Below are 20,661 nucleotides of genomic sequence, written 5' to 3'. Positions count from 1 at the left end.
AAAACTTTACATTTGTGCAGCTAATTTAGAAACGGTATAAATGAAACGCAGTTTTATCACTCTATATGCGCTTGTCGCTACGGCATCGACAGCCGTAGCGCAACCGCGTTTTACCTCCAATACGGAAATGTACGACTTCGGCCAGATTGAGTGGAAGCACCCGGCAACGGTGCAGTACTCCATAACGAACACCGGCGACCAGCCTTTGGTGCTTACCGGCGTAGAGCCCGATTGCGCCTGCTCCGTAGCCCGGTGGACTCAGACCCCTATCGCTCCCGGAGAGAAAGGAACGGTCAGCGTAACCTTCGATGCGGAAGCATTGGGACATTTCAATAAGTCCGTAGCCATATACAGCAATGCACAGCCCCACCTGGTCTACCTGAAATTCAACGGCGAGGTAGTGCGCGAAATCAAAGACTTCACCAAGACCCACCCGTACCTTATCGGGCAGATACGCATCGATACGAACAGCCTCGATTTCCCCGACGTACAGGCAGGCGAGAAGCCGGTAATGCATATCGGCGTAGTCAACCTGTCAGACCGTCCCTACGAGCCCGTCCTTATGCACCTGCCGCCTTACCTGCAAACCGAGGTGAAACCCGGTGTGCTGCAAAAAGGCGAGAAAGGCATTATCACCGTAACGCTGGACTCCGAGCGGCTCACAGACTTCGGGCTTACGCAGGCATCCGTCTACCTGGCACGCTTTGCCGGCGACAAGGTGGGCGACGAGAACGAGATACCGGTTTCCGCCATTCTCCTGCCGGACTTCTCGGGCATGACCGAGACGGAAAAGGCGAACGCTCCCGTTATCGACCTCTCCGCCAGCGATATAGATATGAGTGCGGCGCTGGCAAAGAAATCGAAAGCACGCCAGGACATCACCGTAACCAATACCGGACGCTCCCCCTTGCAAATCAGCAAGCTCCAGGTATTCCACCCCGCCGTAGGCGTAAGGCTGAAAAAGAGCGTGTTGCAGCCGGGCGAGAGCACCCGTCTCCGTGTAACCGTTACGAAGAAAGGCATCGGCAAGAAACGCCGTCATTTGCGTTTGCTGATGATAACGAACGACCCGATGCACCCGAAAGTAGAGATTAATATCAAAGGGCTCCAAAATACGTAAAATAACAAAGTCATGGAACATCCCGAAAATAGCGGAGAATACAAAGGTCTGGTTGTCAATGCAGGCATTGAGCAGCCGTCGTCCGTCAATCCTTATATGAAGCGTAAGCCCAGGAAGCGCCAGCTTTCCGTGGCAGAATACGTAGAGGGCATTGTAAAAGGCGATGTCACGATACTAAGCCGTGCCGTGACATTGGTAGAAAGCGTAAAGCCCGAACACCAGGCCATAGCGCAGGAAGTCATAGAAAAATGCCTGCCCTACTCGGGCAACTCCGTCCGCATAGGCATCAGCGGCGTGCCGGGCGCCGGCAAGAGCACCTCTATCGACGTATTCGGGCTGCACGTGCTGGAGAAATACGGCGGCAAGCTGGCAGTACTGGCTATCGACCCCAGCAGCGAGCGCAGCAAAGGCAGTATCCTGGGCGACAAGACCCGCATGGAAAAACTGTCCGTACACCCCGCCTCCTTTATCCGCCCCAGCCCGTCGGCAGGTTCGCTGGGCGGCGTGGCACGCAAGACGCGTGAAACGATTGTGCTTTGCGAGGCTGCCGGGTTCGATAAGATATTCGTAGAAACCGTAGGAGTAGGGCAGAGCGAAACCGCCGTACACTCCATGGTAGACTTCTTCCTGCTTATCCAGCTTGCCGGTACGGGTGATGAGCTGCAAGGCATCAAGCGCGGTATCATGGAAATGGCCGACGGCATCGTTATCAACAAAGCCGACGGCGACAATCTGGAGCGCGCCAAGCTGGCTGCCGCCCAGTTCCGTAACGCCCTTCACCTGTTCCCCGCTCCGGAGAGCGGCTGGACGCCGCAGGTACTTACCTATTCGGGCTTCTACAACCTCGGCGTGAAAGAAGTGTGGGACATGGTGTACCGGTACATCGACTTTGTAAAAGACAACGGCTACTTCGACTACCGGCGCAACGAGCAAAGCAAATACTGGATGTACGAAACCATTAACGAACAGCTACGCGACAGCTTCTACCATAATCCTAAAATCGAAGCGATGCTTGCCGACAAGGAGAGCCAGGTGCTAAAAGGCAACCTCACCTCCTTTGTAGCCGCCAAAAACCTGCTGGACACCTATTTCGCAGAGCTGAAAGGATAATCAGACCTCCTTCCCCTCCTGCTCGAAGTCCTTGCGCGACTTGCTTTGCGTTACGATGTACACGCCCAGGAATACCAGTGCAATGGCTATTCCCTTCTCCAGGTTGAATGCCGCCATGCCGATAATGACCGTAACGGCCGACGCCACAATGGGCTGCATATAGTTGTACATGCTTACCACGGTAGGCCGCAGCAACCTTTGCGCCGTCATGATACATATATAGGCGAGGAAGCTGCCGCCTACCACCACATAACCCACCTGCGCCAGCGCCGCGGCGGATATGCCCTCCCATTGGATAGAGGCTATGTCGTGGTACGAGAAAGGAATGTAACACATCGAGGCATAGACGAACATCCATTTGTTCATCGTTACGGGCGAGTACTTCTGCGACAGCCCCTTGAATACCGTCAGGTAAACGGAGAAACTGATTTGCGCCGTCAGGCACAGCAAGTCCCCCGCAATGCTCCCGCCGCCGCTCCCGGCATGACCGCTGCTCATAATAAGTATCAAAGCCCCCATAGCCCCTACAAAAATACCCAGCACCTTCTTGTTGGTAACGGGCTCTTTGAGGTAGAGGGCTGCCACAATCATGGTAACGATAGGCAGGGTGGTGGTAACAATAGACGCGTCGATAGGCGAAGTCATGGACAATCCGAAGATATAGACCCCCTGGTTGAACACCAGCGCAAAGAGAGAGGCGAAGAAGATTTTCAGCATGTCGCGGTGGTCTACCTGCTCGCGTTTGCAGAATAGCGAAAGCAGCCAGAAACACGCCGCCGCGCCCACCATGCGGAAGGTAGTGACGGACAGGGCGGAGAACTCCGCCAGGGCGGACTTGCCCACGGGCGCCATAAGCCCCCATAAGATATTGGCGGTAAGGGCTGCCAAATGGCCTTGTATATTCTTGTTCATAACGTAAAAACTGTATAACCTACGGTGAAAAACGGCGCAAAGGTAACTAAATTCTCAATCTCTTTCTTTATATTTGCTACACGAATATACAGAAATCATGGAAGTACAAGCCAATTACATTAAACGTATCGAGATACACGGGCTATGGGGACGGTACGACATCGCCTGGGAGCTGCGTCCCGATGTCAACATCCTTTCCGGTATCAACGGCGTAGGAAAGACTACTATCCTGAACCGCTCGGTAGGTTACCTGGAGCAGACCACGGGCGAGGTAAAGAGCGATGAAAAGAACGGAGTGCACGTATTCTTCGACAATCCTGCCGCCACCTTCATCCCCTACGACGTAATCCGCAGCTACGACCGCCCCCTTATCATGGGTGACTTCACCGCCCGCATGGCCGACCCTCATGTAAAGTCCGAGCTGGACTGGCAGCTCTACCTGCTGCAACGCCGCTACCTGGACTATCAGGTGAATATCGGCAACAAGATGATAGAGCTGCTCAGCGGCGACGAGGAGCAGCGGAGCCAGGCGCCGGCGCTGTCCGTGCCCAAGCGGAAATTCCAGGATATGGTAGACGAGCTGTTCGGCTACACCCGCAAGAAGATAGACCGCAAGAGCAACGACATCGTGTTTTTCCAGGACGGCGAGCGCCTGTTGCCCTACAAACTGTCCTCCGGCGAGAAGCAGATGCTGGTTATCCTGCTTACCGTCCTCGTGCGCGACGGCGGCCACTGCGTGCTATTTATGGATGAGCCGGAAGCCTCGCTGCACATCGAATGGCAGCAGAAACTCATCGGTATGATACGCAACCTGAACCCCAATGTGCAGCTTATCCTTACCACCCACTCGCCCGCCGTCATTATGGAAGGCTGGCTGGATGCGGTGACGGAGGTAGAGGATATTTCGACAGTCATACACTGAGCCCCGGGACATTGCAACGTTATTCATCCTTCATAATCAATCACCGTTTTGGCAACATCTTTACGACATAACCTCACTTCCGCCTATCTGGACGCCGCCCACAAATTCTCGTCGAAGAAAGGGCGCCGGCGCATCGTGGCATATGTGGAAAGCTATGACGATATAGCCTTCTGGCGTACCCTGCTGTCGGAGTTCGAGAACGAGGAGCGCTATTTCCAGGTAATGCTTCCTTCCGCCACCTCGCTCGCCAAAGGCAAGAAAATGGTGCTGATGAACACGCTCAACACCGCGGAGCTGGGGCGCAGCCTGATAGCCTGCGTAGACAGCGATTACGACTTTCTGCTGCAAGGCGCCACGAACGTATCGCGCAAGATAAACCGCAACCCTTACATTTTCCAGACCTACGGCTATGCTATCGAGAACTTCCATTGCTTTGCCGAAAGCCTCCATGAAGTATGTGTGCAGGCAACGCTGAACGACCGCCATATCATCGACTTCCCGGCTTACCTGGAACGCTATTCGCAGATAGCCTATCCGCTGTTCCTGTGGAATGTATGGTTCTACCGGCAGCGCGACACGCATACGTTTCCCATGTACGATTTCAACGCCTGCGTCCGCTTGCAGGACATAAACCTGCGTCATCCTTACCGGGCATTGGACGCGATGCGACGCACCGTATCTGCCAAGCTGTCCGAGCTGCAAACCCGCTTTCCCCGGTACATAGAGCACGTAGACAGGCTGGGCGAGGAGTTGCGCGGCTTAGGGTTGACCCCGGATACCGCCTACCTCTACATGCAGGGACACCACATCATGGATTGTGTGGTGTTGAAGCTGCTGACACCCGTCTGCACCGTGCTCCGACGCGAGCGCGAGCAGGAGATTAAACGCCTGGCGGAGCACAACGAGCAGTTCCGTAACGAGTTGACGGGGTATGAAAACAGCCAGGTCAGTGTAGCTGTGATGTTGAAGAAAAACAACGGTTACAAGAACCTTTATCTTTATCAGTGGTTAAAGGAAGATATACGGGAGTTTCTCGAAAGGGAATCCCGCTGATTTCAGGGCTTTTATTCCGTGTTTTATAAATTTGTGGCTTATGTTTTGTAATTTTGCGCTTTATGCTTTATAATTTAGTGCCTTATGTTTCATAATTCCGTGCTTTATGCTTTATAACTTTATGTTTCATGCTTTGTAATTTAGTACCTTATGTTTTATAATTCCGTGCTTTATGCTTTATAACTTTATGTTTCATGCTTTGTAATTTAGTACCTTATGTTTTATAACTCCGTGCTTTATACTTTCATGTTTCATGCTTTGGCATTTAGTACCTTATGCTTTATAATTCCGTACTTTATGTTTTATACTTTATAATCTCATAGTTTATAAATTCATACCTCACTATGAACCTCTTGAAGAATATAGATGATTTGCTGATTTCCTGGGGAATAGCCCCTTCACTGGCCGATATGCTCGACCAGTTCATAGCCTTTGCCCTCGTGCTCGCCGCGGCTTTCCTGGCGGACGCCATTTGCCGCAACATCCTGCTGAAAGTAGTGGCGCACCTGGTAAGGCGGACGAAAGCCACATGGGACGACATCGTTTTCGACCGCAAGGTGCTGATTCACCTCAGCCGCATGGTAGTTCCCGTAATTATCTACCTCTTTATCCCGGTGGCATTTGCCGAAACAAGCTCCTCCACATTGGGTTTTATCCAGCGCATCTGCCTTATCTATATCCTCATTGCTTTCCTGAGCTTCATTAACTCGTTCCTGAAAGCCGTGTACAGCGTGTACAGCGAAAAGGAGCGGCTGCGCGACCGTCCGCTTAAAGGCATGCTGCAAACGGCGCAGGTTATACTCTGGTTCGTGGGGGCTATCATAGTGGTGAGCATCCTTATAGACAAATCGCCCATATCGCTGCTGGCAGGCTTGGGCGCTTCCGCAGCTATCCTGATGCTGGTATTCAAGGACTCTATTATGGGCTTCGTCTCCGGCGTGCAGCTCTCAGCCAACGACATGCTGAAAGTGGGCGACTGGATTACGATGCCCAAGTACGGCGCCGACGGCACGGTGATAGAGGTTACGCTAAACACGGTGAAGGTACGTAACTGGGACAATACCATTACTACGATTCCCCCCTACCTGCTTGTCAGCGATTCGTTCCAGAACTGGCGAGGCATGCGCGAAAGCGGCGGGCGGCGCGTGAAGCGTTCCATTAACATCGATATGAACAGCGTACGATTCTGCACCCCCGAGATGTTGGATAAATATCGCAAGATTCACCTGCTGAAAGAGTATATAGAGCGTACGGAGGCTGTGATAGAAGAATACAACAAGGAGCAGCACATCGATAATTCCGTCCTTGTCAACGGCCGCCGCCAGACCAACCTGGGTGTGTTCCGGGCTTACCTTACCGCCTATCTGAAAAGCCTTCCCGATGTAAATCGCGAGCTTACCTGCATGGTGCGCCAGTTGCAGCCCACCGACCGCGGCATCCCTATGGAACTTTACTTCTTCTGCGCTATCAAGGACTGGGTTCCTTATGAGGGCGTGCAGGCGGATGTGTTCGACCATGTACTGGCTATCATTCCCGAATTCGGCTTGCAGGTATTCCAGTCGCCGTCGGGCAGGGATTTCCAACGGGCGTTTTCTTGATTTCCGGCTGTTGCAATCATCGGTAAATAAAGTATTGAACTGTATTGGGTTGTACTGAACTGCATTAAGTTGCTTTGCTAAACCGTGAGGCGACATTAAACTGTATCGGGTCGTACTGAACTGCATTAAGCTGTTTTGTTAAATCGTTAGGCAGCATTAAACCGTATTAAGTCGTACTGAACTGCATTAAGCTGCTTTGCTAAATCGTTAGGCAGCATTAAACCGTATTAAGCCGTATCGACTGCATTAAGCTGCTTTGCTAAATCGTTAGGTAGTATTAAACTGGTATTAAGTCGTATCGACTGCATTGAACTGCTTTGCTGAACCGTTGAACAGCATTAAATCGCGTTAAGTTGTATCGGACTGCATAAAAGGGCTATACTTATTGCTTTTCTCGCCGGGAGTCAGTACCTTTGACTCCTATATCGTGAGGCTGTAACATCTCTGTCTTTTCCTCAAAAACATCCCCGTGTTTTATCCCAAAACATCCGGATGCTTCGGGTAAAAACATCCCCATGTATCGGGGTATAACATCTGGGTGTTCCGGGTGCTCTGTCGTAAGGGCAGGGGTACTCTGTCACAGGGCTTTTACCGCAAGGTACGGGTGTTTTGTGCGCCGGGTACGGATGTCCCGTATTCCGTATATAGGTATTTTGTATGCCGGGTGCAGGTATCTCGTGTTCCGGATACGGGTATTTTGTATATAAGGTATAGGTTTCTGCATACCGGGTACGGACGCCTCCCGTTTTTTCGTATTCCGTTTTATAAACTTGATAACCGAGAATAAAGTATGTCGATACATTATGTAGTCCGCAAGAAGGTGGATAAAAGTGGAGATAAGGAAGTGGTGCGCTACTATGCCGCATCGAAGGTGCTGCAACCCGAACCGGTGAGCAACGAAGAGATTGCCGCACGCTTGGCGGAAATCAGCTCCTTACAGACAGGCGACGCGCAGTCCGTATTAGTGCAGTTACCGGATGTCATTGCCGATTTCCTGGCAAGCGGGCGTACCGTGAACATCAGGGGATTGGGGAACTTCTTTCCCGCCCTTACCAGTGAACCGGTGGAGCGGATAGAGGAGTGTACGGCAGACAAAGTGCGCATCTCGCGTATCTGCTTCAAGGCAGCGGGCGGTTTTATGCGGCGCATTTACCGCCATTTGGACTTGTTCAGCTTCCAGGTGCAGGATGTAAAAAAGGAGTTGAAGAAAAAGAGAGAGAAAGAAGAATAACCGACTGCCACTCACTATCGGAAAGGGAAGGACATCGGGGTTCACTACGGATTGCACGGTTCACCGCAAATTTTATATATTGATAATCAATTGACTGGATTCAGTTTTGATAATAAGCTACTTAAGCTCAATCTTGATAATCAATTATTTAATCTGAATCCTGATAATCAATTATTTAAATTCAATTTGTGGTAAACTTCCGTGTAATCCGTAGCGAACTCCGATGTCCCTTTACTTCAAGTAGAGAATTTAGTAACCGTGTGTTTTATTTTATCCAGTTGCCGTTCATCCAGTCGCAAGCAGCTTTAACGGCATCGAAGGAGACGTACGTTAATGCGGCATCCACTTCGTTGCCCTCTGCCTGGACGAAGTCGTCGTTGGTGTAGTTTCCGTCGGTGTACAGGGCGGCGCTGATAGTCGTATCGGTGAGCCGGGAAGTACCGTCCTTCAATGCGGCATTCGTCAATTCGCCTTCTACGGCAAGCGGCTGGCCTTTACCGCATACTTCGGCATTCTCTATGCTGACTTGTGTGCCGCGGCGCAGCCGGATACCCTGTTTGCTTCCGCCATTGCCCACGAGGATAAGGTTTTTCAGCTTGGGATGCGATACGGGGGTGGCTGCATTGTCATTCTCGTTGTTGTCGGCTTCGATGAGGCAGTCGCAGTCGTAACCCAGCGTGGTTTCGGCTTCCTGGTAGGCTACGAGGTTGGTTCCGGTTCCGTTCCAGCCTTCAGTCCAGTCGAAGGAGTCGTCGCTGCAATTCACCACTACCATGTTGCTGACGTTTACGGAGCCGCCGAAGAACTCGAAACCGTCGTCCGAACCTTTGTATGCCTGGCAGTGGTCTACGGTAGTGCCGCTGCCCACGCCGTAGAAGCTGATGCCGTTCGCCTCATGCTCCTCGTCGAAAGCATAGCCGGTATATTCTACGCGTACGTATTGCAGCTTGCCGGAGTTGTCGGCATCGTCGTTGCCGCCGTAGGTGGCGCCGCCTATCTCGGAGCTTCCTTTGCCGCCTTCGGCATTGGTGTGCGCCTTGCCGCAGATGTGGATGCCGCCCCATGCACCCGGTTCTTCTTTTTCACTGGTCATGACGATAGGGGAGTCTGCCGTACCTACGGCGTTGATTTTACCGCCTTGCTTTACCAGGATGTAATCTACCACATCGTCGTAGACGGCTACTATTTTTACTCCTTCCTCGATGTTCAGCGTGGCGCCTTCTTCTACGATGTATTCGCCGCTCAGCTTGTACGTATTACCTGCTTTCAGGGTTACATCCGAGGAGATGCTTCCTTTCAGGGTTTCTACTTCATTGCCGTCGTTGCCGCCGTTGGGCTCGTTGTCGTCGCTGCAAGCGGTGAACAAAGACATGCCTGCCATAAAGGCCAGTGATAAAAAATTCCATTTCAAAGCTTTCATAATGAATTGAATTAAATTAGTGTTGATATAATTTAGGTTCTATATATCTCTTATGGTAATTCTTATGTTTTCTTGCCGTATGCTTACGGTTTGTACGACTGTTTTCTTGCTGTTCGTATAAGTGTATTCCTGTCGTTCGCCTTGCAGCCTTCTTACAGTTTGTAGCTGATGCCTATTTCGAAGCCTGTACCTTTTTTATAGCGTTCCACCTCTACTTCTTGGCCGGTGGCGGGCACTTCTTGCTTGAAGATGATGTCGCGGTTCAGCAGGTCGTTTACTTGCAGTTTCAGGCTGAAATGCTTGTTGATGTCGTAACCGGCGCTGAAGTTCAGCGTGTGCAGGGTTTGCTGCTTGATGTCGCCCAGCTTGGATACGCCTACCGCATGGATGCGGCTGCCTTGCAGGTTGTAGAGCAGGGCGAGGTTCAGTTGCCGTTCCTCGCCGAAGCGGGGGGAGTAGGTGAGGTCGGCATTGGCGAGGATAGGCGATGCGCCTTGTAGGGGACGTTCCTTGTTGGTGTAGGCGCCGCCCTCGGGTAGTTTTACGTTGGTGTACATATAGCTGATGTTGGCGCCCAGGCGCAGGTCTTTTACCAGTTGTTTGCGGAATTCCACCTCTACGCCGCCTGCCATGCCGTTGTCCGCATTCTGGAAGCTGTGTAGCGTGGCGCCGCCCTGCAATGCTTGGATGCGTTCTATCGGGCTGTCCAGGTATTTGAAGTAACCGGTCAGCGAAATCATGTCGCCGTTCTTGCCGAACCGCTCGTAGCGCAGGTCGAAGTTATAGTTGTAGCCGTTTTGCAGCTTGTCGTTACCGCGGATTTGCGCCGAGCCGTAGGATTCCTGGTAGAGGAAGGGCGCCATTTCGATGAACGAGGGGCGGGTAACGGTGCGCGAGGCGGAGAAGCGGATGCTGTTGGCGTCGTTCACCGTGTATTTCAGGTTCAGGGTGGGAAAGAGGTCGTTCTTGTCCAGGTCGCGTCGCTGGGCGTACCACTCGCCGCCGTCGGTGGCGTAGTTTACCCATTGCCGGCTTATTTCGTAGCGTACGCCGAGGTTCACCAGCAGGGACGGTACGGGGTAGAAGTCGGTCAGCAGATAGCCGGAGTAGATTTCGTTGCCTGCACGGTAGCTGTCTTTGGGCTGCATTACGCGCTGTACCGTTATGTCTCCGTTGGCTATGTTGTGCTGGTTCAGGAAGCCGTCGGTGTCGTAAATGTCGGTAATGACGGGGTTTATCCGGTTCAGGTTATAGTAGAAACGGGTTGCCTGGTAGTCGCGTTTCTTGTTCTTGTAGTTGAAGCCCAGCTTCAGGAAGTTGTTTTCGCTCCATTTCCAGCGCAGGGTGAGGTTGCCGTTCCACTCTTTCTCGTCCAGGCTGCCGAAGTAGCGCATGGTTTCCTGGCGGTTCAGTTTGAAGAGTTCCAGCGTGCCGTCGCTGTTCCGGATGTACATCACTTGGCGGCGGTCGGGCTCTTCGCTTCCCGTCTTGCTGTACGAGCCGCCCCAGGTCAACGCCCATTGCTCGCGGCTGCCGAAGTTGTGGAGTCCGTTCAACTGGTGGTTTTGCAGGGTGTAGATGTGTGTGATGTTGTTGCTGCCTGTCAGTTCATGGTCTTCGGCATCCACGCCTTCGCGGTGCTGGTAGGTGTCGGTGGCATTGCGTGCGTAGAAGAAGGTATAGCCTATGCGGTCGTGCCGGCGCAGCGTGTAGCCTATGTGTCCCAGTGCCGCGAGTTTCAGCTCTTGGGCGTAGCTGTCGTACGAGAAGTTATCTTGTACATTGCCTGTGGCTTCCAGGGTTTTGTAGAAAGCATCGTCCATGTTCTGATAGCCGTTGCTGGCGCTTGCCGATGCCAGTATGCTGAGTGTCTGGCCGCCGATGCCGATGTTCTTGCCGAAACTCAGGTTGCCGCCGAAGTCGAGCAGGGCGGTTTTCTTCTTCACGCCGAACGTGGTGTCGAAGATGTTCCGGGTTTTTACGTAGTCGTCGAATTCCAGCAGGGGCATGTCCAGGGCGGCGCGGTCTACGCCGGAGGTTTTGAGCAGCGAGCCGTTGCGGTTCATCTGGTAGCGTTCTTTGCCCAGGGTGTTGAACTTGCCGCCGGCGTCGAAGCCGATGTGGAAGAAGTCTTCGGAGATATTCTCTTTGGTGCTGATGTCGATATGTGCGCCCGAGTAGTCGGCAAAGGCTTCGGCATTGTACACTTTGCTCACCGTGATGTTCTGTACGGTGCTCGACGGGAAAAGGTCTAACGGTATCAGCTTGTTGTCGGGGTTGGGGGAGGCTATGGGGAGTCCGTTCAGGGTGGTGGTGCTGTAACGGTCGCCCAGCCCGCGTACGATGAGCTGGCCGGCATCGGCAATGGAGATGCCGGTAATCTTCTTTACTCCTTCTTCTACATTGCTTATTCCTTTGATGTTCATCTCTTTCGAGCCGAGGTTCTCAATGGCGAGGGTGGCTTTTTGCCGTTCCATTTGCAGCGCCCGTTCACCTTCGAGGTTTTTTCGGGCTACTACGGAGACTTCACCCAGCGCTTGTGCGTCGCTTTCCAGTTCGAAATTTAGTATTACGTCGGCTTTGCCTGTCCGGACGTTGTCCATGAGGATGTCTTTGTAGCCTACGTACTTGACCGATAGGGTATAAGTGCCGTTTTCTACCTTCAGCGAGTAGTTGCCGTCTATGTCGGCAACGGCGCCTTGCGTCGTGCCTACTATCTGCACGGTGGCTCCGGTAAGCGGTTCACGGGTTTGCTTGTCGGTGATAGTGCCTTTAATGGTTCCTGCCATGGCTGCCATGGCGGAAAGGGTAAGGACTAAAATGAGGAAGAAAATCTTTCCTAAGTCTAATTTCGTGCTCATCTCTTTAATACGTTTCTTAATTCGCTGCAAAGATGAGGCATGTATGTTTCAGCAAGGATACATGCGCTATACATTCTATTTTCGTTTTTATTAAGGAATTGTTGCATAATCTGTATGTTCTTGTTTATTAATTTATTAAAAAGGATGCCGGATACTTGGTTATTGAGGTTTTATCCCTACATTTGTGTAGTTGTTTAAAATAGACATGCTATGAGTGTTCTCTTTCACGATGATAATGAACGTTGCCGCCGCCTTTCTTTCCTGGGGCGGATTGGATGGTGGGAGGCGGACTTCTCTACCAGGCAGTACCTCTGCTCCGAATATGTGTGCAGCTTGCTGGGTGTAAAGGGAGAGGTGCTTTCTTTTGCGGACTTCGGCAGGATGATTCGTGAGGATTACCGGGCGCGTATTAGCAGGGAGTTCCTCTCTATTACGGAGGTGGATGTTTACGAACAGACTTTCCCGGTCTATACGGAGGCGGGAGTGGTGTGGGTGTATTCCCGTATGGGGTTTAAGGAGATTGCTCCCGACGGGCATTTGAAGGCTTTCGGCATTTTGCAGCGCATAACGGAGCCTGCGGATAAGGAGGAGCAGGAGAGGATGCGCCATATCAATAACCTGCTGTACCGCCAGAATTCCATTTCGCATTCTTTATCGCATTTCCTCAAGGAGGAGTCGGTAACTTCGGGTATCTACGAGATACTGGGGGATATCCTGGACTTCTTTCATGCGGGGCGTGCTTATATATTCGAGTATAATGAGGATTATACTTCCCAGACTTGTACGTACGAGGTAGTTGCCGAGGGGGTGAGGCCGGAGGAGGAGACGCTCCGGGATATTCCGGTTACGGCGGCTTCGTGGTGGGCGTCTCAGATTCTCTCGGGAAAACCTATCCTGTTCGAGTCGCTGCACAGGCCGTCCGGAATGGACGAGGACGAATTTCTGTTGCTCAAACGGCAGGGTATCAGGGCGCTCATGGTGGTTCCGCTGTTGGTGGACGGTACGGTGAAGGGGTATCTGGGGGTGGATTTGGTAGACCGCACCATTTTGTGGAGTAATGAGGATTACCAGTGGTTGAGTTCGCTTGCCAATATCATCAGTATTTGTATGGAGCTGCGCAAAACGAAGAACGAGGCGATATGCGAGCGCCGTGCCTTGGACCGTAGCGAGAAGCTTTTCAGGAACATATTCGCCAATATTCCCGCGGGTGTGGAGATTTACGATAAAGACGGCATTCTGGTGGATGTCAATAATAAGGATATAGAGATATTCGGTATCCGCGACAAGGCGGATGTGATAGGTATCAGCCTGTTCGAGAATCCGAATTTGTCGCCGCAACTGATAGAGAAGATACGTACCAGGGATGTGGCGGATTTCCGGCTGGAATATAAGTTCGAGAAGGTGGAGGGGTATTATCCTTCTACGAGGCGCAATACGCTTAATATATACATGAAGGTCAGCAAGATATACGACAGCAGGGGCGGATTTACCGGATATGCCTTAATCAATATAGACAATACCGAGCGTATGGATGCGTTGAGCCGTATATGCGACTTCGAGAATTTCTTCCTGCTGATTTCCGATTATGCCAAGGTAGGGTATGCCAAACTGAACTTGCTGGATAAGAAAGGGTATGCCATTAAGCAGTGGTACAAGAATATGGGGGAGGATGAGAATACTCCACTCTCGGAGGTCGTAGGGGTGTACAGCAAGATGCATCCGGAGGACAGGAAGCGGATGCTGGATTTCTTCCATAAGGCGTGTATCGGCGACGCGAAGGATTTCAAGGAGGAGATACGTATCCTGCGTCCGGGTACGGAGGATAAGTGGAATTGGGTGCGTACCAATGTAGTGGTGAACCAGTTCAAGCCGGAGGAGGGTATCATCGAGCTTATCGGTATCAACTACGATATTACGGAATTGAAGGAAACCGAGGCAAAGCTGATTGATGCCAGGGACAGGGCGGAAATGGCAGACCGCCTGAAAAGTGCTTTCCTTGCCAATATGAGCCACGAGATACGTACTCCGCTCAATGCGATTGTGGGCTTTTCCAGCTTGCTGGTGCAGGAGGAGAATCCGGAGGAACGGGAGCAGTACATGGCGATTGTGGAGGAGAATAACGAGCTGCTGTTGCAGTTGATTTCCGATATACTGGACTTGTCGAAGATAGAGGCGGGTACTTTCGACCTCGTAATGCGGGAGGTGGATGTGAACTTGTTGTGCGAGGATATGATACGTGTCATGCAGATGAAGGCCAAGCCGGGCGTGGAGGTTGTTTTCGACCGCCGTCTGCCGGAGTGTGTCATCGTGAGCGACCGCAACCGCCTGAACCAGGTTATTGCCAACTTCATGAATAATGCGATAAAGTTTACTTCCGCCGGCAGTATACGCCTGGGGTACGACCGGGTGGACGGCAAGCATCTGCGCTTTTATGTGGCGGATACGGGCATCGGCATCATGCGCGAGAAGCAGGCGGAGGTATTCGACCGCTTTGTCAAGCTGAACACTTTTGTGCACGGCACGGGGCTCGGGCTGTCTATCAGCAAGAGTATCATCGAGCAAATGGGCGGTACGATTGGTGTGGAAAGCGAGCCGGGCAAGGGGGCGTGCTTCTGGTTTACGCTGCCGGTGGGGTGATGATGTCGGCTTTTTATGGAATGGTTTCTTTCTTACTTCTCCGGTTGTTTATACTTTTGGGGTCATTTATACTTTTCCGGTCATTTATAGCAAAAAGGGAATGAATTGTATCAAAACGGATATTTAACGAATGTTTAGATATTAATAATTTTGCCGCTGTCAGACATTGTGTTCGAAAACGCTATCAGTAAAACCAATTGTAAAACCAAGATTATTCTATGAGAAGCAAAGAAAAAGAAAGGACATACTTCACTGGTATGTTCAAACGCCGGCTGCTGTCCGTGCTATTAGCCTTTACGGCGACCTTATGTGCATTCGCACAAAACAAGACAATCACAGGAGTTGTAGTAGATGCGAACGGTGAGTCTATCATCGGCGCCAGTGTGCTCGTCAAGGGGACGACGAACGGTATTATTACCGACATCGACGGTAAATTTACGCTGAACGATGTGCCCGAAGCGGGTGTTATCCAAATCAGTTACATCGGTTACAAGACCCAGGAAGTATCTGCAAAGAACAAGACCAGCCTGAAAGTGGTACTTACGGAGGATACCGAGATGTTGGACGAGGTAGTGGTAGTGGGTTATGGCGTCCAGAAGAAATCGGATGTTACCGGCGCCATGATTCGCGTAAGTTCCGAGGAACTGAACTCGCGTCCGGTAGCCAATGCCTTCGAAGCGATGCAGGGTAAGGCGGCAGGTGTGGATATCGTGAGCAACGAGCGTCCGGGCGAGATTGGTACGATTAATGTGCGCGGTGTGCGCTCGTTGAGTGCCAGCAATACCCCGCTGTATGTGGTAGACGGTATTCCCTTGATGTCCAATAGCGGTATCGAAACTTTGAACCCGCAGGATATCGAGTCTATCGATGTGTTGAAGGATGCTTCGGCCACGGCTATCTACGGTTCCCGCGGTGCTAACGGTGTTATCCTGGTTACTACCAAATCGGGTAAGGAGGGCAAGATGTCTTTGAACTATTCCGGTACGGTTACGGTTGAGAACTTGCAGGATTATTCCGAGATGATGAATTCGGCGGAGTATATCGAGTGGCGCCGTTGGTCTTATTACTATTTGAATCCTTCCAAATATCCTCGCGGCGACCAACCGACCAAGGAGAATGACTATGAGATTTTTTTAGGAGCATCCGACCCTTATGCTTGGAAGAATATAGAAAAAGGTTGGGCTAATGGGAGCTGGGACGGTTCTCTTGTTCCTACTACAGATTGGACGGATATGGTTACTCAGACTGGTATTACTCACGAGCATACATTAAGTGCCAGTGGGGGTACGGATAAAATGAAAGGGTATGCTTCTATCGGTTATTTAAATAATGAAGGTACGATTAAGGGGCAATCTTATACGCGTTATACTACTAAGGTAAGCTTGGATATGAAACCTGTAAAATGGCTTAACTTGGGATTGAATATCAATGGAACTTTCAGTGAACAGCAATATGGGTCTACCGCATCGGTTGTAGGCTCTTTGTTAAAGGGATTGCCGAGTAACTTATATGCTGCTTCTACCAGTTTGTTTCCTTATGCCGTACCTTATGATGACGAAGGGAACCGTATAGATTATCCGGGTGGGGATGATATGGTGAAGAATATAGCAGAGGAATGGAATCTTAGTGAAAATGAACGGCGTATGTTCCGTGCTATCGGTAGTTTTTATGCTCAGGTAGATTTGGGAGAGATATATTCTCCTTTAAAGGGGCTTAGATATCGTTTTAATTTTGGTCCGGATTTTCGTTACTACCGCAATGGGACTTTTAGGGATGCCGAGTCTGTAAGCAGCCAGGGTACTAATCGGGCTTCTTTAGCTAATCAATCTGATTTTTCCTGGACTTTGGATAATCTTATTTATTATGATAAAAGCTTTGGCAAACATTCATTGGGGGCGACTTTGTTGCAGAGTGCAACGAAATACCGTTATGAGGAATCGTCTATGGCCGCAGAAAATATTCCGTTGGCAAGTGCTAAATGGAATGCATTGACTACGGATAACATATCTTTATTGGATGACTGGAATAGCGGGCTCATTGAAAAGCAATTGCTTTCTTATATGTTCCGTGTAAATTATGATTATGATAGCCGTTATTTGTTGACGGTTTCCGGTCGTTGGGATGGTGCTTCGCAGCTTGCAGACGGGCATAAATGGGCTTTTTTCCCCAGTGCGGCACTGGGATGGCGTCTTGAACAGGAGGAATTCTTGAAAGATGTACGTTGGATTAACCAGTTGAAGTTGCGTTTGGGATTCGGTGTAACGGGTAATTCCGCTATTGACCCTTATCAAACAAAGGGGGCTGTCGTTCCTTTCTACTATCCTTTTGGAAGTTCTCTCGTACCGGGATATGCTGCTTCGGAACCCTTGACCGGTAGCGATAATGTAACTCTTGCCAATCAGGATTTGTCTTGGGAGAAAACGTTGCAGTACAATGTGGGTGTTGATTTCTCTGTACTGGACGGTAGAATCTCCGGTGTTGTGGATTTTTATACTTCTCGTACGACGGATTTGTTAATGGAGATGACTATTCCTTCCTTGAACGGATATACGAATACATATGCCAATGTCGGGAAAACCTCCAATATCGGTGTGGATATAACATTGAATACCGTTAATGTGAAAACACGGGATTTTGAGTGGAGTACGAGTATCAGTGCTGCATGGCAGAAGGATAAGATTGACGAATTGTCTAATGGTAAGGAAGATGACATTAATAACAATTGGTTCATCGGTCAGGCATTAGGTGTGATTTATGATTATGCATCCGCTGGACTTTGGAAAGAAGAGGATGCTGCCGATATGGCTAAGTTTAATGCCAACGGGCATTCGTTCCAAGCCGGTATGGTACGTCCGATAGACCAGAATGGAGATAATAAGATAGACCCCAATGATGACCGTGTTATAATAGGGCATACCCGTCCACGCTGGACTTTTGGCATGAACAATACTTTCTCTTATAAGAATTTCGATTTGTCTGTCTTGCTTTATGGACGCTTTGACTATATGGTCGATACGGGCGGCGAATGGCAAGGAGGACGCTATATGCAGCGTAAAATCAATTATTATAATGAGAATAATAAGAATGCCGAATACCAGAAACCTATTTATAACATAGGCGGAGGCGATCCTTATTATCAGATATTAGGTTATAAAAACGGTTCATTCCTGAAAGTCCGTAATATTTCATTAGGGTATACTTTCCCGAAAACATTGATAAAGAAATGGAACTTGTCGAACTTGCGCGTATATGTACAGGCAAAGAACCCGGGACGTATATTTTCTAATATAGATTTCTTGGAATTAGATGCCTCGCAGGCATATACTTCTACTTGGAATCGTGGATTTACAATAGGTTTGAATGTAGGATTTTAAAATAAAAATGCATAATTATGAAACTATATAAGAGTATTACATCGGGTTTGCTGGGGGTGGCTTTGGTAAGTTCTATGGCATCTTGCAGTGATTTCTTGGATGAAAAACTGACTACCCAGCAAAACACAGAGTATTTTGATACGGAAGAAGGAATAGACGGGCTGGAAGTCAGCCTCTATTATAATTTGCGTTTCCATTTTGCAAAAGAGTGGGCATGTGCAACGACTAATTACGGTGTGGATGAGTTTCGTGTAGGAGGAGATGGGTCTAATGCTTCATGGAATAGTTATGATGGAAGTTTTCAATCGGCGGTGGTAAATAACTCTACCCTTATGAATGAAGTATGGGATGGCATGTATATAGGTATTAATAATGCCAATCTGTTGCTGAGTAAGGTTTCATTGGACAGTTATCAAGGACCCAATAAGGAAATTTATATGGGAGAAGCCTATTTCTTGCGTGGATTTAATTATCTGAAACTGGTTTCCCAGTATGGGGGCGTTCCTTTGAAATTGACGCCTAATACCACGCCGGAACGTGAGTTTACTCGTGCTACGGCTGCCGAAACATTGCAACAGGTAATCGATGATTTGAAGAATGCTTATGCTTATTTGCCGGAAACTGCCTCTGCTGTAGGAAAAATGACGAAAGATGCGGCTGCTCATTTCTTGGCAAAAGCTTATTTGCTTCGTGCCAGCGAAATAAATGATGATTGGAACAGCGATACTAAAGCTGCTGATTTGGAAGAGGCTTTACGGCTTGCGAAGGAGGTTATCTCTCATCGGACATTAGCCCCTAACTTTTCTGATTTATGGAATTATACTAAAGTGAATGGCGCCAATGAAACATTGGATGAAATTATTTTGTCTGCACAATTTTCTTCAGAGGTAGCCAGCCAGGGGGCTAATGGAAACCAATGTCATTTATATTATATTTCTGTATATAGGGACCTTCCATATATGCAGCGCGATATTGCCGGTGAACGTGAGTATCAGCGCTTGAGAACGACCTATTATATGTATAATATTTATGATATGGTTAATGACTCTCGTTTCTGGAAAAGTTTTAAAACCAAGTATGCTGTAAATAATTCGGGAAAGAGTACTGTTTACCAGAATGGCGATTTAGGAATTATGTATGTTATTAACCGTCCGGGGGATACTCGTTATAGCAGTGTACAGTTGAATGATGAAGTTGTATATGGGAAAACCGGCAAAACGATTCCTACGGTTTTCGTAGCTTATCCGGCAGACCGTAATGATAAGGATAGTGAGGCGCTGTATGATTATACTAATCGGTATGCTCCTTTGAATAAGTACATAGACGGTTCCCGTGAGTCTGTGACAAGTCGTGTCGGTTTCCGTGACGGTATTCTGGCTCGTTTGGGTGAAACTTATTTGATTGCTGCTGAGGTATTGATTCGCCAAGAAAAGTATGGGGATGCGCTTACTTATATTAATGATATCCGTAGAAGGGCTGCATATAAGAATGGTGAAAGCCGTTCGGCATATTGTGATGGTGGTGCAGCTTATAATGACGAGGCGCTTGGTTGGAGTGATGATGGGGTAAATTCTTATTTTCCCGAGAATTCCTATTATGAGTCTAACGGTATCCCGGAAACTACTGCTGCTACTAATCTTGATATTACGGATATACATAATTTACCGGCAGAAGATGAAGCGGTTATCAATAAGTTGGGATACACTACCGATTATGACCGCATGATGTGCTTGTTACTGAATGAGCGTTCCCGTGAACTTTGTGGCGAGTTTCATCGCTGGCAGGATTTGTCTCGGACAAAGACGCTTTTGGAAAGGGTGAAAGCCTATAACCCGGATGCAGCTCCTAATATAGCAGAAAGACACTATCTGCGTCCTATTCCTCAAACTTATTTGGATGCGATTCAGAAAGACGGACGTGCCTTGACTGCTGAGGAAAAGAAAGCGCAACAGAATCCTGGTTATTAGGCAGTTGTATTTCATTGAAAAATATGGAAAGAGAAATGCTTATAACATGAATAAGGCGGGGACTGTATGGATTTTATGCTCTTGCCATAATCCTGCTCATGATGTCTGTGTAAGCAGTTCTGTGCCTGAAAGTAAAAGAAGTGTTTCAAAATAAATTTTGAAGGTTGAGAATCTCGTAGATTGAACTCTTTTAGAGAGTAGGGATATTCAGTAAATGTCCCTAAAAATCAAGATGGCATATGAAGATGATAGAGCATACTCACTTCATATGCCATTTTTATAGTCCTATTCCTGTAATTTCTCACACAATCTTACCCTACAAGACATGACGCTCGGGAAGAAGTCTGAAGACATCTTCTGCCTCTGCCTGTAAAATCATATCATGCCGCTTTCACCGTCCTGTTCCTGATCTTGTCTATCATCAGTACGGCATTTGCCGTATGTATTCCAAAGAAA

At 49.3% G+C, this 20,661-nt stretch carries 12 protein-coding genes; 9 read left to right on the top strand and 3 right to left on the bottom strand.

The window, feature by feature from the left end; translation table 11 throughout:
* The first annotated feature begins 40 nt into the window (after nt 1-40).
* Together C233_RS0117110 and meaB are read left to right on the top strand one after the other, a co-directional pair.
* Nucleotides 41-1,120: a DUF1573 domain-containing protein gene (locus C233_RS0117110; RefSeq protein ID WP_018668773.1), complete on the top strand. Its 1,080-nt coding sequence runs from the start codon at nt 41-43 to the stop codon at nt 1,118-1,120.
* Between the two features lie 12 nt (nt 1,121-1,132).
* Nucleotides 1,133-2,230, top strand: coding sequence for a methylmalonyl Co-A mutase-associated GTPase MeaB (gene meaB / locus C233_RS0117105; protein WP_018668772.1), 1,098 nt, complete (start codon nt 1,133-1,135; stop codon nt 2,228-2,230).
* Here meaB and C233_RS0117100 read toward each other — a convergent pair whose 3' ends face one another.
* The gene (locus C233_RS0117100; RefSeq protein WP_018668771.1) at nt 2,231-3,142 is read right to left on the bottom strand and encodes a DMT family transporter; all 912 of its coding nucleotides are present in this window, start codon (nt 3,140-3,142) and stop codon (nt 2,231-2,233) included.
* Nucleotides 3,143-3,239: 97 nt separating this feature from the next.
* On the opposite strand from C233_RS0117100, the gene C233_RS0117095 reads away from it, so the two are divergent.
* From C233_RS0117095 to C233_RS0117070, 4 genes are all read left to right on the top strand, one after another.
* The gene (locus C233_RS0117095) at nt 3,240-4,064 is read left to right on the top strand and encodes an AAA family ATPase (protein WP_018668770.1); all 825 of its coding nucleotides are present in this window, start codon (nt 3,240-3,242) and stop codon (nt 4,062-4,064) included.
* Between the two features lie 48 nt (nt 4,065-4,112).
* A complete protein-coding gene (locus C233_RS0117090) occupies nt 4,113-5,117 on the top strand; it encodes a DUF4435 domain-containing protein (RefSeq protein ID WP_025069059.1) in 1,005 nt (334 codons plus the stop codon).
* A gap of 344 nt (nt 5,118-5,461) precedes the next feature.
* Nucleotides 5,462-6,715, top strand: a complete 1,254-nt coding sequence (locus C233_RS0117085) for a mechanosensitive ion channel family protein (RefSeq protein ID WP_018668768.1) — start codon at nt 5,462-5,464, stop codon at nt 6,713-6,715.
* 790 nt (nt 6,716-7,505) lie between these two features.
* The gene (locus tag C233_RS0117070; protein ID WP_018668765.1) at nt 7,506-7,946 is read left to right on the top strand and encodes an HU family DNA-binding protein; all 441 of its coding nucleotides are present in this window, start codon (nt 7,506-7,508) and stop codon (nt 7,944-7,946) included.
* 265 nt (nt 7,947-8,211) lie between these two features.
* Here C233_RS0117070 and C233_RS0117065 read toward each other — a convergent pair whose 3' ends face one another.
* Both C233_RS0117065 and C233_RS0117060 read right to left on the bottom strand, forming a co-directional pair.
* Nucleotides 8,212-9,366 carry a hypothetical protein gene (locus C233_RS0117065; RefSeq protein ID WP_018668764.1) on the bottom strand — a complete coding sequence of 385 codons (1,155 nt, stop codon included), beginning with the start codon at nt 9,364-9,366 and terminating at the stop codon, nt 8,212-8,214.
* Between the two features lie 152 nt (nt 9,367-9,518).
* Nucleotides 9,519-12,227 (bottom strand): TonB-dependent receptor, encoded by a 2,709-nt coding sequence (locus C233_RS0117060; RefSeq protein ID WP_018668763.1) that lies wholly within the window; start codon nt 12,225-12,227, stop codon nt 9,519-9,521.
* Nucleotides 12,228-12,437: 210 nt separating this feature from the next.
* Here C233_RS0117060 and C233_RS0117055 point away from each other — a divergent pair, with 210 nt between their 5' ends.
* The 3 genes from C233_RS0117055 to C233_RS0117045 all read left to right on the top strand — a co-directional run bounded on the left by C233_RS0117055 (nt 12,438) and on the right by C233_RS0117045 (nt 20,205).
* A complete protein-coding gene (locus C233_RS0117055) occupies nt 12,438-14,864 on the top strand; it encodes a sensor histidine kinase (protein WP_018668762.1) in 2,427 nt (808 codons plus the stop codon).
* Between the two features lie 218 nt (nt 14,865-15,082).
* On the top strand, nt 15,083-18,238 hold the full coding sequence (locus C233_RS0117050; RefSeq protein ID WP_025069058.1) for a SusC/RagA family TonB-linked outer membrane protein: 3,156 nt from the start codon (nt 15,083-15,085) through the stop codon (nt 18,236-18,238).
* Between the two features lie 17 nt (nt 18,239-18,255).
* Entirely contained in the window at nt 18,256-20,205 is a 1,950-nt protein-coding gene (locus C233_RS0117045) for a RagB/SusD family nutrient uptake outer membrane protein (protein ID WP_018668760.1), read from the top strand.
* Nucleotides 20,206-20,661 lie beyond the last annotated feature (456 nt).

The sequence above is a fragment of the Bacteroides gallinarum DSM 18171 = JCM 13658 genome (genome assembly GCF_000374365.1).
In the GTDB taxonomy this organism is placed as follows: Bacteria; Bacteroidota; Bacteroidia; order Bacteroidales; family Bacteroidaceae; genus Bacteroides; species Bacteroides gallinarum.
This window is presented reverse-complemented; position numbering and strand designations above follow the sequence as displayed.

What these genes read in the sequence shown, in the direction of transcription:
- C233_RS0117110 (WP_018668773.1), top strand. Translation starts at nt 41, where the DNA reads ATGAAACGCAGTTTTATCACTCTATATGCGCTTGTCGCTACGGCATCG.
- meaB (WP_018668772.1), top strand. Translation starts at nt 1,133, where the DNA reads ATGGAACATCCCGAAAATAGCGGAGAATACAAAGGTCTGGTTGTCAAT.
- C233_RS0117100 (WP_018668771.1), bottom strand. Translation starts at nt 3,142, where the DNA reads ATGAACAAGAATATACAAGGCCATTTGGCAGCCCTTACCGCCAATATC.
- C233_RS0117095 (WP_018668770.1), top strand. Translation starts at nt 3,240, where the DNA reads ATGGAAGTACAAGCCAATTACATTAAACGTATCGAGATACACGGGCTA.
- C233_RS0117085 (WP_018668768.1), top strand. Translation starts at nt 5,462, where the DNA reads ATGAACCTCTTGAAGAATATAGATGATTTGCTGATTTCCTGGGGAATA.
- C233_RS0117070 (WP_018668765.1), top strand. Translation starts at nt 7,506, where the DNA reads ATGTCGATACATTATGTAGTCCGCAAGAAGGTGGATAAAAGTGGAGAT.
- C233_RS0117065 (WP_018668764.1), bottom strand. Translation starts at nt 9,366, where the DNA reads ATGAAAGCTTTGAAATGGAATTTTTTATCACTGGCCTTTATGGCAGGC.
- C233_RS0117060 (WP_018668763.1), bottom strand. Translation starts at nt 12,227, where the DNA reads ATGAGCACGAAATTAGACTTAGGAAAGATTTTCTTCCTCATTTTAGTC.
- C233_RS0117055 (WP_018668762.1), top strand. Translation starts at nt 12,438, where the DNA reads ATGAGTGTTCTCTTTCACGATGATAATGAACGTTGCCGCCGCCTTTCT.
- C233_RS0117050 (WP_025069058.1), top strand. Translation starts at nt 15,083, where the DNA reads ATGAGAAGCAAAGAAAAAGAAAGGACATACTTCACTGGTATGTTCAAA.
- C233_RS0117045 (WP_018668760.1), top strand. Translation starts at nt 18,256, where the DNA reads ATGAAACTATATAAGAGTATTACATCGGGTTTGCTGGGGGTGGCTTTG.